Raw genomic sequence first — 14,369 nt, 5'->3', positions numbered from 1 at the left:
AGTCGCATGCTCGGTATCACCGCCGAGGCCATCGTCGAGCTGGCCGACCGACTGGTCACCGCCATCGAGAACGCCGACCTGGCCGCGGTCGATCGAATGTGGAGCGACGACATCGCGGTGTGGCGGGTGGGCGCCCGCGGCGGCAACGACAAGGCCCGCGCGCTGCGGGTGACCGACTGGTTCATCTCGGCGACCACGCAGCGCCGCTACGAACTCCTGGACCCGTCACGCGTTCGACGACGGGTCCGGCAGGGGCTTCGTCCAGCGGCACGTGCTGCCTGCGACCGGCCAAGCCGGCCATGCGGGTTTGCATTGTGATCAAGGTGGACATACGTGGTCTGATCAACCGTATCGACGAGTACTTCGACCCTGCCGAGCTGGCACCGCTGCTCGACTCGGGCGACCGATAGTGAGGCACGACGATGACGACCCTGGAAACGCTCCTGAACGACCCCGACGCCGCCGGCGCATGGAATCTGGTCCCGGATCGCTCGGCCATCACCTTCAGGATCAAAAACATGTGGGGCCTGCTCACCGTCAAAGGCAGGTTCACCGAATTCAGTGGCCGCGGTGAGTTGCGCACTGACGGCTCGGTCGCGGGACACCTCGAAATCGGCGTCGCCTCGCTGCGCACCGGAATCGGCCTGCGCGACAAGCACCTGCGCTCGGTTGACTTTTTCGATGCCCAACGCTTCCCCCAGATCCGCGTCGTGGTCACCGAACTGCACCCGGCCACGGGCAACCACGCCGACCTGCGGGCGAACTTCACCATCAAAGGCATCACCGATCCGGTTCCGTTGCCCGTCACAGTCACCGAGTTCGGCGACGGCTCAGTGCGGATATCCGGCGAGGCCCACATCGACCGGACCCAGTTCGGCCTGGGCTGGAACCGGCTCGGCATGATCGATGCGACCGCGACCGCATCGGCGGAGGCGGTCTTCGCGCGGGCGTCGCAGTAACGCCGCCTGCCAGTGGCAACCGCCCCGTTCGGTTCGCCGCTTGGTCACCGGTCGCCGTTGGCTTCGGCTACGTCGTGGCGCACAACCCGCAACTTGCCGTGCGGCAGGCAGGCGGCGTATCCGTGGTATTTGCCATAGAGCTCCCATGAGGTGACGCGCTCGTCGGGGCGCACGTCGATCTGGTGACCGTCGGAGAACTCGAGGTGGAGATCTCCGGAGTCATACCAGACAACACCCGTGCAGGTTGCCCCGGCGAAATCGAAGAGTGGACGTTCGTGATCGGCCGGGGCGTTGGGGTCGATGGCGACCACCTCTGCGGGCGAGGATGCGATGGCCGGCAGGGTCAGGCGTATTGGTACCGAGATGACCAGTTCGTTGTAATCCTCAAAGTTCAGCACCAGACCGTCGCGGAACATGATCCGCTGAACCGCACAGCCCTCAAGCCACTGCCCGGCTATTTTCTCTTCGGTCATACATTCACTCTGGCCTCAATCTGTCTATATGTCACGTGCACAACCACCGATAATCCCGTGGGTCACCCGCGGGATAGCACGTGCGAGGGCAAACCTGGCCACCTACAGTTGCCTGACCGATTAGAGCCCGGCGTTGAAGAAGCCGGCGACTTCCCTGCCGATGTTCCCGACGCCCGAGACAAGGCCTGGTGTCAGGAGGCCCAGCGCGCTCGTGTTGTAAAAGCCCGAAATGGTGTTGCCCAAGTTCGCCATACCCGATTGCAACGCGCCGAAGTTCAAGAAGCCCGAGTTGTTGACGCCGAAATTTCCAATGCCCGATTCGCCTCCGCCACCGGTGTTGAAGAAGCCCGACGACGGGTCGGTGGTGAAGCTGCCGAATCCTGGTGCCGCGGGAATATGGATGACCGGGACGGTAATGGGACCAACCGTGGTGACGATCGGTATATGCATCAATGCGGGGCCCACGGTGATGTCGAGAGGGATGTTGTTGACGTAGATATCGGGGACCTTGACTATGATGTTCCCTTTGAGAGGGATCCCGGGGATATCCAAGGGAAGATCAAATTTCGCGTTCAGCGGGACCGGGACGTCGAACGCATGGACTTTGATGCCGGTGATCGCACCGGTGACAGGTATCGAGAGGTTAACGTCCACGGCGAGATCCAGTGGGATTCTCGGAATGGTCAGGGTGTAGTCGAAGCCGACTTGGCCCTGGTTGTCGCCTCGCCAGAAGAAGCCGTTGTCGCCGGTGCCCGAGTTGAACGTCGAGATCACCCGAGTTGAAAAACCCGGTGTTTGTGTTGCCGGTGTTATACGAGCCCGTGTTGTAGCTGCCCGGATTGAAGTTACCCATGTTGTAGCTACCCGCGTTCCCAATACCCGTGTTGACGATGCCCGAGTTGAAAAAGCCCGTGTTGGCACTGCCGGTATTGCCAATGCCGGTATTGTGGCCGCCCGAGTTCCCGAAGCCCCAGTTACCGGTGCCCGAGTTGAACAATCCGACGTTCCCGCTGCCCGAGTTGAACAAGCCGACATTCCCGCTGCCTGAATTCAGGCCGCCGAACCCCGTCTGGTTGTCAGACGTAAGCCCGATACCGATGTTCCCGTTGCCGGTGTTGGCAAAGCCGATGTTCGCGGTGCCGGTGTTCCCGAAGCCAACGTTGAAGCTGCCGGCGTTCCCGAAGCCGATGTTGTAACCCACCGCCGGCAACGAACCCGCATTCGCGAAACCTATGTTGCCGCTGCCGAGATTCCCGAGGCCGATGTTGTAACTGCCGTGGTTGGCGCTTCCCACATTGAAATCGCCGATATTGCCCACACCGAGATTGCGACCACCCAAATTTGCGATACCCGATGCCGCGGTCGGGGTGACGCCCAGTACCCCGACTACGTTTCGCAGCGGCTGCGTGAACGGAGTCGACGCCGACACGGCCGCCGCAGCCCCGGCGTGATAACCAAACATCGCGGCCACATCCTGCGCCCACATCCGTTCGTACTCGGCCTCGGCGGTCGCGATCGCCGGGGCGTTTTGACCGAACACGTTCGACAGGACCAGCGACACCAGCTGAGCCCGGTTGGCGGCGACCATCGCCGGATGGACCGTGGCCGCCCGCGCCGCCTCAAACGCCCCCACCACCGCCCGCGCCTGCCCGGCCGCGTCCTCGGCTTGGGCCGCCGCGGCGTTCAACCACCCCGCATAGGGTGCGGCCGCGGCCATCATCCCCGCCGACGCCGGGCCCTGCCATGACCCACCAATCAGCCCCGAGGTCACCCACCCGAACGACGCCGCCGCCGAGCGCAACTCAACGGCCAACCCATCCCACGCGCCCGCGGCCGCCACCAGCGACCACGACCCCTCGCCGGCGTACATCCGCGCCGAGTTAATCTCGGGCGCCAACCGCGCGAATTCCGACAACATCGCTATTGCTCCTCAGCTTGACCGTCCTCGACTGCTCTTCTCGGCCGGGCCAACGCCGTTCTCACCCGTTGCGGGGACGTCTGACTGAGCGACAGGCATTCCTTACTCAACCGAATATGGACAGCCTAGGAATCGAAGTCCGGTATCTTCAACGAAACCGCCTGTGCGCAGCGGATATTGGATGGATTCACCATCGTGCCTCTACACCCTGCCGTGCAACAAGCGGGTAGGTCAACGGCGCGGAGAGCCACATTCACGGTTCGCTACAACCTCAAGCTCTCCACCCATCCGCCGTCCGTGAACGATCTCGTCGATGTCGTTGGGCTCCACCAAGATTCCGAGCAGAAACAGTGGCGTCGCGTGGACGAAAGATTTGGACGTTCGATTGGTCCCAGCCGACACTGCGGACGATGCCCGCGCAGCGCGGCCGCGATCGCGAAGGGCCGGCATGGTGCTGTGCACGTAAGAACGCGGGGGTCGGGCAAGCCGGCCGTGCCCGACCCCCGCAGGGCGACGACAAGACATGCGCGCCGCGACGGTCGGATTGCCGCCGGACCCGGCGAGGGGGACGCGCCCGCGGCCGTCGTGACGATTCAGCCCGACGCCCCGGGCATACCGGGCTGGCCGTATGGCAGCCCTCCGGTACCACCGTGCCCGCCGTTACCGCTGGGGCCGGGGGTGCCGCCGTACGGCCAAAGGCCGCCGGCACCGCCGGCACCGCCGTCGCCACCGTCGCCGCCGGTGCCCCACAGCAGCCCGCCGCCACCGGAGTTGCCGTACAGCAAGCCGCCGGCACCGCCGGAGCCGCCGTCACCACCGTCGCCGCCCCCGCCGCTGCTGGCCCAGATGGAGACCCCGCCGGTCCCGCCAGGCCCGCCGCGGCCACCGTCACCGCCGTCACCGATATACCGGATGCCGCCGCCGTTGCCGCCGTTGCCGCCGTGACCGCCGGTGCCGCCGTCACCAAAACTCCCGTTCAAGAAGTTGGCGCCCCCGACGCCACCTTGACCGCCGGCCCCGCCTTTCCCGCCGGTCCCCCCGGTCCCGAATAGCCCGCCAAGGCCACCGTCACCACCGTCACCGCCAGTGCCACCCGTCCCACCGTTGATATCGCCGCCGGTAGAGCTTCCGTCGGCGCCCCGCCCACCAACCCGCCGTTGCCGCCGTCCCCGCCTCGCCCGAACAGCCATCCGCCGTTGCCGCCGTCCCCGCCTTTGCCCCCGTAGATCCCGGCACCGCCGGTGCCGCCTTTACCGAACAGCCCGGCATCACCGCCGCGCCCGCCGGCCCGGCCGGGCGCGCCGGTCGCGCCGTTGCCGCCGTTACCCCACAACCACCCGCCATCACCACCGGCCTGACCGGGCCTCGTCCCGTTGGCGCCATCGCCGATCAACGCGCGCCCCGTCAGCGCTCGCGAGGGACCGTTGACCGCATCGAGTAGGCTCTGCTCGACATTGACGGCCTCGGCACCCGCGTACGCGTTGAGACCGGCCTGCAGCGTTTGCACAAACCGGTCGTGAAACACCGCCGCCTGCGCACTCAATTCCTGATAGCCCTGGGCATACGAGCCGAACAAACCCGCAATCGCCGCCGACACCTCGTCGGCACCCGGGGCCAACACCCCAACCGTCGGGGCCACCGCCGCCGCATTGGCCGCGCTGATCGCCGACCCGATACCGGCCAAATCCGCAGCCGCCGCCGCCAACGCCTCCGGCGCCAAAACCACAAACGACATCACGCTTCCTCCCGCCTGAACGGTCGTCACCCAATGCGGGTCAGACTACGAACCAGGCCCCGGTATCTTCAACGAAACCGCTTGGGAACAGCGAGGATTGGATCGCCCCGCCGCCGTGGGCAACCGATAGCGGCATGACCATCTAAAAGGTCCGCGGGGACCAAGGGTCCAGGCGTATGCTCGGCGGATCGGGAGGCCGACGCCGATCGGCCGATGCGGCTTATCCGGTGATGAAAGAGAGCGCTATGGGTAGGCAGGTAAAACCGAAGGCGTACGACATCATGGCCCCGACGTGTCCCAGTCGGGTGATCCTGAACAGAATCGGCGCTCGGTGGACGATTTTCGTGGTGGTCGCGCTCGCCGACCGCCCCATGCGCTTCAGCGAGCTGAAGACGCGTATCCGTGGGATCACGTCGAAGGCTTTGACCGAGACCTTGCGCGCTATGGCGCGTGACGGTCTCATACAGCGCACAGAACATGGCGGTCAACCCCCCGCCGTGGAGTATGCGCTTACGGCGCTCGGGCGCTCGTTGCTCGTTCCACTGGCCGCCGTGCGCCAGTGGGCCGAAAACCATGTGACCGAGGTGCTGGACGCAAATATGCGTGCAGACGAAAGCGACTTCATCGTAGATGTTTTCGGCGACGACGTCGTGCGTCCGTAACCTCCCAAGGTTCACGGATAATCTAATCTCCGCTGTTCACAAGAGGTTTCGTTGAAGATACCGGTGCAGGATTCCTAGGCTCGCTTGCATCGGGTGACAACGAAAGGCAAACCATGTCGCAACCAAACTCGTTCTGGCCGAACGGCGCACGGCTGGCGGTTTCCGTGTCGATGCAGTTCGAGGCCGGCGGTCAACCTATCAGCGGGGCCGGCGGCCCCATCACCGAGCCGATTCTCAACGGCTTTCCCGACTTGGGTCAAAACTCGTTCTACGAATACGGCGCCCGTGAGGGTGTGCCCCGAATCCTGGACCTGATGGACAAACACGGGATCCGCATGTCGTCGTTCATGATCGGTGATGCGGTGCTACGACATCCCAAGGTCGCGGCCGAAATCGTCAATCGGGGTCACGAGGCCGGTGCCCACGGCAGGAAATGGCAACGGCAATACCACCTCGATCGCGACGCAGAAAGTGAGTGGATCGCCGACAGTGTCCGGGCCATCGAGGAGGTCACCGGGTTCCGGCCCGTCGGCTACAACAACTACTGGATCCGTCCCGGGGTCAACACCCTCGAGATCCTGCAGGCACTCGGGTTCACCTACCACATCGACGATCTATCCGCCGACGAGCCGTTCTTGCAGCGCATCAACGGCGAGCCGTTCGCAACGGTGCCGTATTCGGTGCACCTCAACGACATTGCCAGCTTCGACTTTCCCGGATTCTCACCCGGCGACTACGAGCAACAGCTCGTCGACGAGTTCGAGCAACTCTACGAGGAGGGCGCCCACCGACGCCGGATGATGGTCATCGGTCTACACGAACGCCTTTCGGGCCACGCGTCCCGCGTGCGGGTTCTCGATCGGGTGCTGACCCGGCTGCGTGAACGCGACGATGTGTGGTGGGCCCGCAAGGACGAGATCGCGTCCTGGACATTGGCCAATCCTGATACCGCCACGTGGGTGGATCGCGACCCCGCCCCCGTCAGCGGGTTGCCCGGCCGCAGCGGCGGTGACCAATGATCCAGCATGTGGTGTTGATCAACTTCAGGCATGGGGTACCCGAGGCGACGCGGCGGGAGTGCGTCGCGCGACTTCGGGAGTTGGCCACCCTGGTGCCGGGCCTGTCGAACTGGCGGGTCGGCACCAACCTGACCACCATGACGCGCGCGTGGGACATGTCGCTCATTGGGGAATTCGCGAGCCTGGCCGATGTCGCCGCATACCGTGACCACCCGGCCCACCGCGATGCCCAGCAGTTCGTCGATGCCTATGCCGCCGAGACGATTGGCATCGACTTCGACCCGGAGATACCGGCCACCGCTACACCGACAGAAGATGCATCAGGTTGCCACACCCGCCGCGCCGCCCGAGCTGCAGGCGAGCACCAGTACCATCTGGACCGTGCCCGACGCCAATGACAGCCTGCGGATCCTCGTCTACAGCGACAACATCGAAACTCGCCAACGGGTGATGCGGGCGCTGGGCAAACGGCTGCACCCGGACCTGCCCGAGTTGAGCTACGTCGAAGTGGCCACCGGTCCGATGGTGATAAGGACGATGGATGAAGGCGACATCGACTTGGCCATCCTGGACGGCGAGGCGACACCGACCGGGGGCATGGGAATCGCTAAGCAGCTCAAGGACGAACTCAAGACGTGCCCGCCGATCCTGGTGCTCACCGGGCGCCCCGACGATGCCTGGCTGGCCAGTTGGTCGCGAGCCGAGGCCGCCGTGCCGCATCCCATCGACCCGATCGTGCTGGGCCGCACCGTACTCGGGCTGCTGCGCGCTCCGGCCCTCTGAGTTCGAGATTGCCGCTACGGTCGCTGACCGTCGTCGAAGGGCAGCCCCCACGGCAATCTCGACGCAGAGCGTTCAGCCACCCCGCACTTGAATCCCCGGGGCTGGCTTTGCCCGAGGTCGCAACCGCCCGGCTTCGGTTTCCGGTCTTAGCGAGGGCGCTTGTTCTTCCTCCGCGGATGCAGCCTCCGAAGCTCCTGAACGCCGAAGCGTCGACCCCGGAATTCCAGAGCTCGTCTTTTGTGTCACCCGCGTCACCGATACCGGAGCGGCCTTCGCCGCGATCTCCGGGTCCGCGGTTGACAACACTCCCATGTGCGGAGCCGGCGCTTCGACTTCCGGTGTTTCGACTTCCGGCGTCGAAGCAGCCGCTGGTTCCGGCGCCCGAGGCGTGACGGTGGTATTTCCCGCGCCGGAGTTTGTGCCGCCAAGCCCAGTCGGATTAGCACCGGCGACCGCCATCGCGAACGGAACGGCCATCATCCCGAGGCCCCCAACGCCCATATTGACGCCGGCAACGCTTCCACCGACGGCATTTCCGGCGTCGGCGCTGCCGCTGCCGTAACTCCCCTGGGCCACGTTTCCGTAGTTCGGATCACCCGCCACGTTCCCGGCACCGGTGTCTGGGCTGCCGAGGCTCGTTGTGCCCCCACCGGCAGAGCTGCTCCCGCCGCTGCCGACGCCGCCGCTACCGACGCCGCCGCTGGTGTCGCCGCCGCTGCCGACACCGACGTTGGTGTCGCCGTGGGTACCGGCGCCAAGGCTGGCGCCGCCCGCGACGTTACCGCCGGAGTTACCGCCGACAGCGCCGCCGGCCAGAGCCGGAAGACCCCGCAGCACGTTCGCCCACGGCACCAACTGCGCGGCCACCGACGACGCCCCCGAGTAATACCCCGACATGGCGGCCACGTCCGCGGCCCACATCTCCTCGTAAATGCCTTCGGCAGCCGCAATCAGGCCCGCGTTCTGGCCGAACAAATTCGACATCACTAGCTGCACGAATGCGTCGCGGTTGGCCGCCACCGCGGCCGGAAGCACCGTCGCCGCCTGCGCCGCCTCGAACATGCTGACGAGGGCTCGCGCCTGCCCGGCCGCCCCGGCGGACTGAGTCGCCGCCGCACTCAGCCACCCCGCATAGGGAGCCGCCGCAGCTAACATTGCCGCCGCCGCCGGACCCTGCCACGCCTGACCGGCCAAACCGGTCGTCACCGACAAGAACGACCGCGCCGCGGTCCCCAACTCTTCGGCAAGCCCGTCCCAAGCCGCCGCCGCCGCCAACATTGGCGCAGAACCCGCGCCGATGAACATACGCAGGGAGTTGATCTCCGGTGGCAGCGTAAAAAAGCTCACGGCTCCAACCCTCCCAGATCTTTGTCGGTTGCACGCCTACTTCGCGAAAGCCCTGCGATTACCCGACGTCACCAAAGAGTAACAACGAACGCCCCGCACAGCGGCTGGTCAACCCGAGATTCATACAATTTTGCGCCGCGGCACCCAAATCTTCACCCGTGCTTCTGTGTGGTATGCCGAATGCGCCGCACAACTCGAGCCGACGTCGAGGCCGCGCCGGGCCCCGAAACGAATCCGGCGGGTGTCAGCCAGCCCGACCCCGGGCACGTGCTGCGACACCCGCGCGACTATGTTGAAGGTCACTGCGACGGCCCACAAGCCCGGTCCGTCACAGCAGCCCGGTCACCGCCTGGTCGTCCCCCGCAAAGCGGGCGGTACCCCCAGCGCTGGCGGCCCAGACGACGGATCATGGAGCGAATTGAACGTCTATATACCCATCCTGGTGCTGGGGGCGATCGCCACGGCCTTTGCCGTGGTCTCGGTTGTGATCGCGAGCCTGGTCGGCCCGTCCCGCTACAACCGGTCGAAGCAGGCGGCCTACGAATGCGGGATCGAACCTACCGGCGCAGGGGCCCACGGTCCGCACGCGGCTGCCGGGCAGCGCTTCCCGATCAAGTACTACCTGACCGCGATGTTGTTCATCGTCTTCGACATCGAAATCGTGTTCCTCTACCCATGGGCGGTCAGCTACGACGCGCTGGGCACGTTCGCGTTGGTCGAGATGGTGATATTCATGCTCACGGTGTTCGTGGCCTACGCGTATGTGTGGCGCCGCGGGGGCCTGACGTGGGATTGAGGTAAGGCGTGGGGTTAGAGGAACAACTGCCCGGCGGGATCCTGCTGTCGACGGTCGAGAAGGTGGCGGGCTATGTCCGCAAGAACTCACTGTGGCCGGCGACGTTCGGGTTGGCTTGCTGCGCGATCGAGATGATGGCGACCGCCGGGCCGAGGTTCGACATCGCCCGGTTCGGCATGGAGCGGTTCTCGGCGACGCCACGGCAGGCCGACCTGATGATCGTCGCGGGGCGGGTCAGCCAAAAGATGGCGCCGGTGTTGCGCCAGATCTACGACCAGATGGCCGAGCCGAAATGGGTTCTGGCGATGGGTGTGTGCGCGTCGTCCGGTGGGATGTTCAACAACTACGCGATCGTGCAGGGCGTGGACCACGTCGTTCCGGTCGACATCTACCTGCCCGGCTGCCCGCCGCGGCCGGAGATGCTGTTGTACGCAATCCTCAAGCTGCACGAGAAGATTCAGGAAATGCCGCTGGGCATCAACCGGGAGCGTGCCATTGCCGAGGCCGAGGAGGCGGCGTTGTCGGCCCGGCCCACGATCGAGATGCGCGGACTGCTGCGATGAGTTCGCCGGACCAGGACCCGCAGGAAGCGATAGCCAGCGCCGGGGGCGAAGTGGTCGACGTGCGCCGCGGCATGTTCGGGGTCAAAGGCACCGGCGACACCTCGGGATACGGACGGCTGGTGCGCGAGATCACCCTCCCGGGCGGCAGCCCGCGGCCCTACGGCGGCTATTTCGACGACGTCACCGACCGGCTGGCCGAGGCATTGGCGCGCGAGGGCGTCGACTACGACGAGGCGGTCGAGAAGGTCGTGGTCTACCGCGACGAACTCACCCTGCACGTCAACCGGGACCTGCTGCCGCAGGTTGCCCAGCGCCTGCGCGACGAGCCGGAATTGCGCTTCGAGATGTGCCTAGGTGTCAGCGGGGTGCACTATCCGCACGAGACCGGCCGGGAACTGCACGCCGTATATCCGCTGCAGTCGATTACCCACAACCGTCGTCTGCGACTGGAAGTGTCTGCGCCCGACAGCGATCCGCACATCCCTTCATTGTTTGGCGTTTACCCGACCAACGACTGGCACGAGCGCGAGACCTACGACTTCTTCGGGATCGTCTTCGACGGTCACCCGTCACTGACCCGCATCGAGATGCCCGACGATTGGCACGGGCATCCGCAGCGCAAGGACTATCCACTCGGCGGCATCCCGGTCGAATACAAGGGCGCGCAGATACCCCCGCCCGACGAGCGGAGGGGCTACAACTGATGACCAGCGCAGAGACTGTCTTGGTCGCGGGCGGCCAGGACTGGGAACAGATCGTCGATGCCGCGCGCAAGGCCGATCCCGGCGAACGCATCGTCGTCAACATGGGCCCGCAGCACCCGTCCACCCACGGGGTTTTGCGGCTCATCCTCGAGATCGAAGGCGAAACCGTCACCGAGGCCCGATGCGGAATCGGCTACCTGCACACCGGAATCGAGAAAAACCTCGAATACCGCTACTGGACCCAGGGCGTCACCTTCGTCACCCGGATGGATTACCTCTCACCGTTTTTCAATGAGACGGCGTACTGCCTGGGGGTCGAGAAGCTGCTCGGCATCACCGATCAGATACCGGAGCGGGTCAACGTCATCCGGGTGCTGATGATGGAGCTGAATCGGATCTCCTCGCACCTGGTCGCGTTGGCAACCGGCGGCATGGAACTGGGCGCGATGACCGCGATGTTCATCGGCTTCCGGGCCCGCGAGATCATCCTCAACCTGTTCGAATCGATCACCGGTTTGCGGATGAACCACGCCTACATCCGACCCGGGGGCGTGGCGCAGGATCTACCGCCCAACGCGGAAAGCGAGATCGCGGAAGCCATCAAGCAGTTGCGGCAACCACTGCGCGAAATGGGCGAGCTGCTCAACGAAAACGCCATCTGGAAGGCCCGCACCGAGGGCGTGGGCTACCTGGACCTGACCGGGTGCATGGCGCTGGGCATCACCGGCCCGATACTGCGTTCCACCGGGTTGCCCCATGACCTGCGGCGCAGCGAACCCTACTGCGGATACCAGGACTACGAATTCGACGTGATCACCGATGACCGTTGTGATGCCTACGGGCGCTACATCATTCGCGTCAAAGAGATGTGGGAGTCAGTGAAGATCATTGAACAGTGCCTGGACAAATTGCGGCCGGGTCCGACCATGATCGAAGATCGCAAGCTCGCCTGGCCCGCGGACCTGAAGGTAGGCCCCGACGGAATGGGAAACTCGCCGGAGCACATCGCCAAGATCATGGGCGGCTCGATGGAAGCCCTGATCCACCACTTCAAGTTGGTGACCGAGGGCATTCGTGTTCCCGCGGGTCAGGTTTATGTGTCGGTGGAATCGCCGCGCGGTGAGCTCGGCGTGCACATGGTCAGCGACGGCGGCACCCGCCCCTACCGGGTGCATTACCGGGATCCGTCGTTCACCAACCTGCAGGCGGTCGCCGCGATGTGCGAGGGCGGGATGGTCGCCGATTTGATCGCCGCGGTCGCCAGCATCGACCCGGTGATGGGCGGAGTCGACCGATGACCCAATCGCCCGGCGATCCGGTGTTCATCCGGCTCGGACCGCCACCCGAAGAGCCCAACCAGTTCGCGGTCGACGGTGCCCCACAGTCATACCCACCGGAGGTGCGGGCGCGGCTGGAGGTGGACGCCAAGGAGATCATCGGTCGCTACCCCAACCAGCGTTCGGCGCTGTTGCCGTTGCTGCACCTGGTGCAGGCCGAGGACTCCTACCTGACCCCGGCGGGCCTGGAGTTCTGCGGTGACCAGCTGGGGCTGACCGGCGCCGAGGTGTCGGCGGTGGCGAGCTTCTACACCATGTACCGCCGCGGCCCCACCGGCGAATACCTGGTCGGTGTGTGCACCAACACGCTGTGTGCGGTGATGGGCGGCGACGCCATCTTCGACACCCTTAAAGACCATCTCGGCATCGGCAACGACGAGACGACTCCCGACGGGTCGATCACCCTGCAGCACATCGAGTGCAACGCCGCCTGCGATTACGCGCCGGTGGTGATGGTCAACTGGGAATTCTTCGACAACCAGACTTGCGACTCTGCGCGCGAACTCGTCGACTCGCTGCGCTCCGGCAAGCCCAAGTCGCCGACCCGCGGGGCTCCCCTATGCGCCTTCCGCGAGACGTCGCGCATCCTGGCGGGCCTGCCCGACCAACGTCCCGACCAGGGCCAGGGTGGGGCCGGCGCGGCCACCCTGGCCGGGCTGCGGGTGGCGCAGGAGAACGGCATGCAGGCACCAGAAGGCCAGTCATGACGTCCCAGGCAACACCGTTAACCCCGGTGATCAGCCGCTACTGGGACGACCCCGAGTCCTGGACCATCGCCACCTACCTTCGCCACGACGGCTATCAGGGGTTGCAGAAGGCCCTGGCCATGAAGCCCGACGACGTGATCGGCATCGTCAAGGACTCGGGGCTGCGCGGGCGTGGCGGCGCGGGCTTCGCCACCGGCATGAAATGGTCGTTCATCCCGCAGGGCGAGACCGGCGCCGCCGCCAAGCCCCACTACCTGGTCGTCAACGCCGACGAGTCGGAACCTGGTACATGCAAAGACATTCCGCTGATGCTCGCGACACCGCATGTGCTCGTCGAGGGCATCGTCATCGCCGCCTACGCGATCCGGGCCCACCATGCCTTCATCTACGTGCGCGGTGAAGTAGTGCCGGTGTTGCGCCGGCTGCAGAACGCGGTGGCCGAGGCCTACGCCGCCGGGTTCCTGGGCCGCAATATCGCCGGCTCCGGCTTCAACCTGGATCTGGTGGTGCACGCCGGCGCCGGCGCATACATCTGCGGCGAGGAGACCGCACTGCTTGATTCGCTGGAAGGCCGGCGCGGCCAGCCGCGGCTGCGGCCGCCGTTCCCCGCGGTAGCCGGGCTGTACGGCTGCCCCACGGTGATCAACAACGTCGAAACGATCGCCAGTGTCCCGTCGATCATTCTGGGCGGCGTCGACTGGTTCCGGTCGATGGGCAGCGAGAAATCGCCTGGCTTCACGCTGTATTCGCTGTCCGGACACGTCACCCGCCCGGGTCAGTACGAGGCCCCGCTGGGCATCACGTTGCGGGAGTTGCTCGACTACGCCGGCGGCGTGCGCGCCGGCCACCGGCTCAAGTTCTGGACGCCGGGCGGGTCATCGACGCCGCTGCTCACCGACGAGCATCTCGACGTGCCCTTGGACTACGAGGGTGTGGGCGCGGCCGGATCCATGTTAGGCACCAAGGCGCTCGAAATCTTCGACGAGACCACCTGCGTGGTGCGCGCGGTGCGCCGCTGGACCGAGTTCTACAAGCACGAATCGTGCGGGAAATGCACGCCGTGCCGGGAGGGCACCTTCTGGCTGGACAAGATCTACGAACGGCTGGAAACCGGCAAGGGCACCGCCGAGGATCTCGACAAGCTGTTGGACATCTCGGACTCGATCTTGGGAAAGGCGTTCTGCGCGTTGGGCGACGGCGCCGCCAGCCCGGTGATGTCGTCGATCAAGCACTTCCGCGACGAGTACGTCGCCCACATCGAAGGAGGCGGTTGCCCCTTCGACCCCCGAGACTCCATGCTGACGGCGAACGGAGAGCGGCGCTCATGACGCACGCTGGCGACGATGCAGTGCGGGTACCACCCGCT

Annotated in this window: 13 protein-coding genes and 3 pseudogenes; 12 read left to right on the top strand and 4 right to left on the bottom strand. The window is 65.6% G+C overall.

The features are described 5' to 3' along the window. The first annotated feature begins 6 nt into the window (after positions 1-6). Together G6N24_RS02920 and G6N24_RS02915 are read left to right on the top strand one after the other, a co-directional pair. Positions 7-410 (top strand): annotated as a pseudogene (locus G6N24_RS02920) (nuclear transport factor 2 family protein). 12 nt (positions 411-422) lie between these two features. Continuing rightward, positions 423-959: a YceI family protein gene (locus tag G6N24_RS02915; RefSeq protein ID WP_085159101.1), complete on the top strand. Its 537-nt coding sequence runs from the start codon at positions 423-425 to the stop codon at positions 957-959. Between the two features lie 44 nt (positions 960-1,003). Here G6N24_RS02915 and G6N24_RS02910 read toward each other — a convergent pair whose 3' ends face one another. The 3 genes and pseudogenes from G6N24_RS02910 to G6N24_RS02890 form a co-directional block, all read right to left on the bottom strand. Beyond that, positions 1,004-1,432 (bottom strand): DUF6188 family protein, encoded by a 429-nt coding sequence (locus G6N24_RS02910; protein ID WP_085159103.1) that lies wholly within the window; start codon positions 1,430-1,432, stop codon positions 1,004-1,006. A 234-nt stretch (positions 1,433-1,666) separates the two neighbouring features. Then, positions 1,667-3,350: pseudogene (locus G6N24_RS02900) on the bottom strand (PPE domain-containing protein); the annotation flags it as partial. A 605-nt stretch (positions 3,351-3,955) separates the two neighbouring features. Then, a pseudogene (locus G6N24_RS02890) lies at positions 3,956-5,085 on the bottom strand (PE family protein); the annotation flags it as partial. A gap of 245 nt (positions 5,086-5,330) precedes the next feature. Here G6N24_RS02890 and G6N24_RS02885 point away from each other — a divergent pair. From G6N24_RS02885 to G6N24_RS02870, 4 genes are all read left to right on the top strand, one after another. Continuing rightward, positions 5,331-5,747, top strand: a complete 417-nt coding sequence (locus tag G6N24_RS02885; protein ID WP_085161360.1) for a winged helix-turn-helix transcriptional regulator — start codon at positions 5,331-5,333, stop codon at positions 5,745-5,747. A 113-nt stretch (positions 5,748-5,860) separates the two neighbouring features. Beyond that, the gene (locus G6N24_RS02880) at positions 5,861-6,766 is read left to right on the top strand and encodes a polysaccharide deacetylase family protein (protein WP_085161276.1); all 906 of its coding nucleotides are present in this window, start codon (positions 5,861-5,863) and stop codon (positions 6,764-6,766) included. Then, a complete protein-coding gene (locus G6N24_RS02875; protein WP_085161277.1) occupies positions 6,763-7,164 on the top strand; it encodes a Dabb family protein in 402 nt (133 codons plus the stop codon). The genes G6N24_RS02880 and G6N24_RS02875 overlap by 4 nt, the downstream gene beginning before the upstream one ends. Next, the gene (locus G6N24_RS02870; protein ID WP_275996443.1) at positions 7,082-7,549 is read left to right on the top strand and encodes an Rv3143 family two-component system response regulator; all 468 of its coding nucleotides are present in this window, start codon (positions 7,082-7,084) and stop codon (positions 7,547-7,549) included. The genes G6N24_RS02875 and G6N24_RS02870 overlap by 83 nt, the downstream gene beginning before the upstream one ends. Positions 7,550-7,621: 72 nt before the next feature. Here G6N24_RS02870 and G6N24_RS02865 read toward each other — a convergent pair whose 3' ends face one another. Then, positions 7,622-8,896 carry a PPE family protein gene (locus G6N24_RS02865; RefSeq protein WP_085161281.1) on the bottom strand — a complete coding sequence of 425 codons (1,275 nt, stop codon included), beginning with the start codon at positions 8,894-8,896 and terminating at the stop codon, positions 7,622-7,624. A gap of 418 nt (positions 8,897-9,314) precedes the next feature. Between G6N24_RS02865 and G6N24_RS02860 the strand changes: the two genes are divergently transcribed. Genes G6N24_RS02860 through nuoF form a run of 6 tightly spaced genes read left to right on the top strand, consistent with a single transcriptional unit; the run spans position 9,315 to position 14,331 of the window. Further along, positions 9,315-9,692 (top strand): NADH-quinone oxidoreductase subunit A, encoded by a 378-nt coding sequence (locus G6N24_RS02860; protein WP_085161362.1) that lies wholly within the window; start codon positions 9,315-9,317, stop codon positions 9,690-9,692. Positions 9,693-9,700: 8 nt separating this feature from the next. After that, positions 9,701-10,255 (top strand): NuoB/complex I 20 kDa subunit family protein, encoded by a 555-nt coding sequence (locus G6N24_RS02855; RefSeq protein WP_085161283.1) that lies wholly within the window; start codon positions 9,701-9,703, stop codon positions 10,253-10,255. Then, complete coding sequence (locus G6N24_RS02850; protein ID WP_085161285.1) at positions 10,252-10,959, top strand: NADH-quinone oxidoreductase subunit C; 708 nt, start codon at positions 10,252-10,254, stop codon at positions 10,957-10,959. Before G6N24_RS02855 ends, G6N24_RS02850 begins: the two co-directional genes overlap by 4 nt. Beyond that, positions 10,959-12,257 carry an NADH dehydrogenase (quinone) subunit D gene (gene nuoD, locus G6N24_RS02845; RefSeq protein ID WP_085161287.1) on the top strand — a complete coding sequence of 433 codons (1,299 nt, stop codon included), beginning with the start codon at positions 10,959-10,961 and terminating at the stop codon, positions 12,255-12,257. The genes G6N24_RS02850 and nuoD overlap by 1 nt, the downstream gene beginning before the upstream one ends. After that, entirely contained in the window at positions 12,254-13,003 is a 750-nt protein-coding gene (gene nuoE / locus G6N24_RS02840) for an NADH-quinone oxidoreductase subunit NuoE (protein WP_085161289.1), read from the top strand. Before nuoD ends, nuoE begins: the two co-directional genes overlap by 4 nt. Next, the gene (gene nuoF, locus G6N24_RS02835) at positions 13,000-14,331 is read left to right on the top strand and encodes an NADH-quinone oxidoreductase subunit NuoF (protein WP_085161290.1); all 1,332 of its coding nucleotides are present in this window, start codon (positions 13,000-13,002) and stop codon (positions 14,329-14,331) included. The genes nuoE and nuoF overlap by 4 nt, the downstream gene beginning before the upstream one ends. Positions 14,332-14,369: the final 38 nt, after the last annotated feature.

It is taken from the genome of Mycobacterium lacus, from assembly GCF_010731535.1.
GTDB lineage: Bacteria > Actinomycetota > Actinomycetes > Mycobacteriales > Mycobacteriaceae > Mycobacterium > Mycobacterium lacus.
Note: the sequence above shows the minus strand (reverse complement) of the source record. Positions and strands in the feature narration are given on the sequence as shown.

Excerpts from the sequence above, each read along its gene's own strand:
- nuoD (WP_085161287.1), top strand. The coding sequence starts at position 10,959 with ATGACCAGCGCAGAGACTGTCTTGGTCGCGGGCGGCCAGGACTGGGAA.
- nuoF (WP_085161290.1), top strand. The coding sequence starts at position 13,000 with ATGACGTCCCAGGCAACACCGTTAACCCCGGTGATCAGCCGCTACTGG.
- G6N24_RS02850 (WP_085161285.1), top strand. The coding sequence starts at position 10,252 with ATGAGTTCGCCGGACCAGGACCCGCAGGAAGCGATAGCCAGCGCCGGG.
- G6N24_RS02910 (WP_085159103.1), bottom strand. The coding sequence starts at position 1,432 with ATGACCGAAGAGAAAATAGCCGGGCAGTGGCTTGAGGGCTGTGCGGTT.
- nuoE (WP_085161289.1), top strand. The coding sequence starts at position 12,254 with ATGACCCAATCGCCCGGCGATCCGGTGTTCATCCGGCTCGGACCGCCA.
- G6N24_RS02875 (WP_085161277.1), top strand. The coding sequence starts at position 6,763 with ATGATCCAGCATGTGGTGTTGATCAACTTCAGGCATGGGGTACCCGAG.
- G6N24_RS02915 (WP_085159101.1), top strand. The coding sequence starts at position 423 with ATGACGACCCTGGAAACGCTCCTGAACGACCCCGACGCCGCCGGCGCA.
- G6N24_RS02885 (WP_085161360.1), top strand. The coding sequence starts at position 5,331 with ATGGGTAGGCAGGTAAAACCGAAGGCGTACGACATCATGGCCCCGACG.
- G6N24_RS02880 (WP_085161276.1), top strand. The coding sequence starts at position 5,861 with ATGTCGCAACCAAACTCGTTCTGGCCGAACGGCGCACGGCTGGCGGTT.
- G6N24_RS02870 (WP_275996443.1), top strand. The coding sequence starts at position 7,082 with ATGCATCAGGTTGCCACACCCGCCGCGCCGCCCGAGCTGCAGGCGAGC.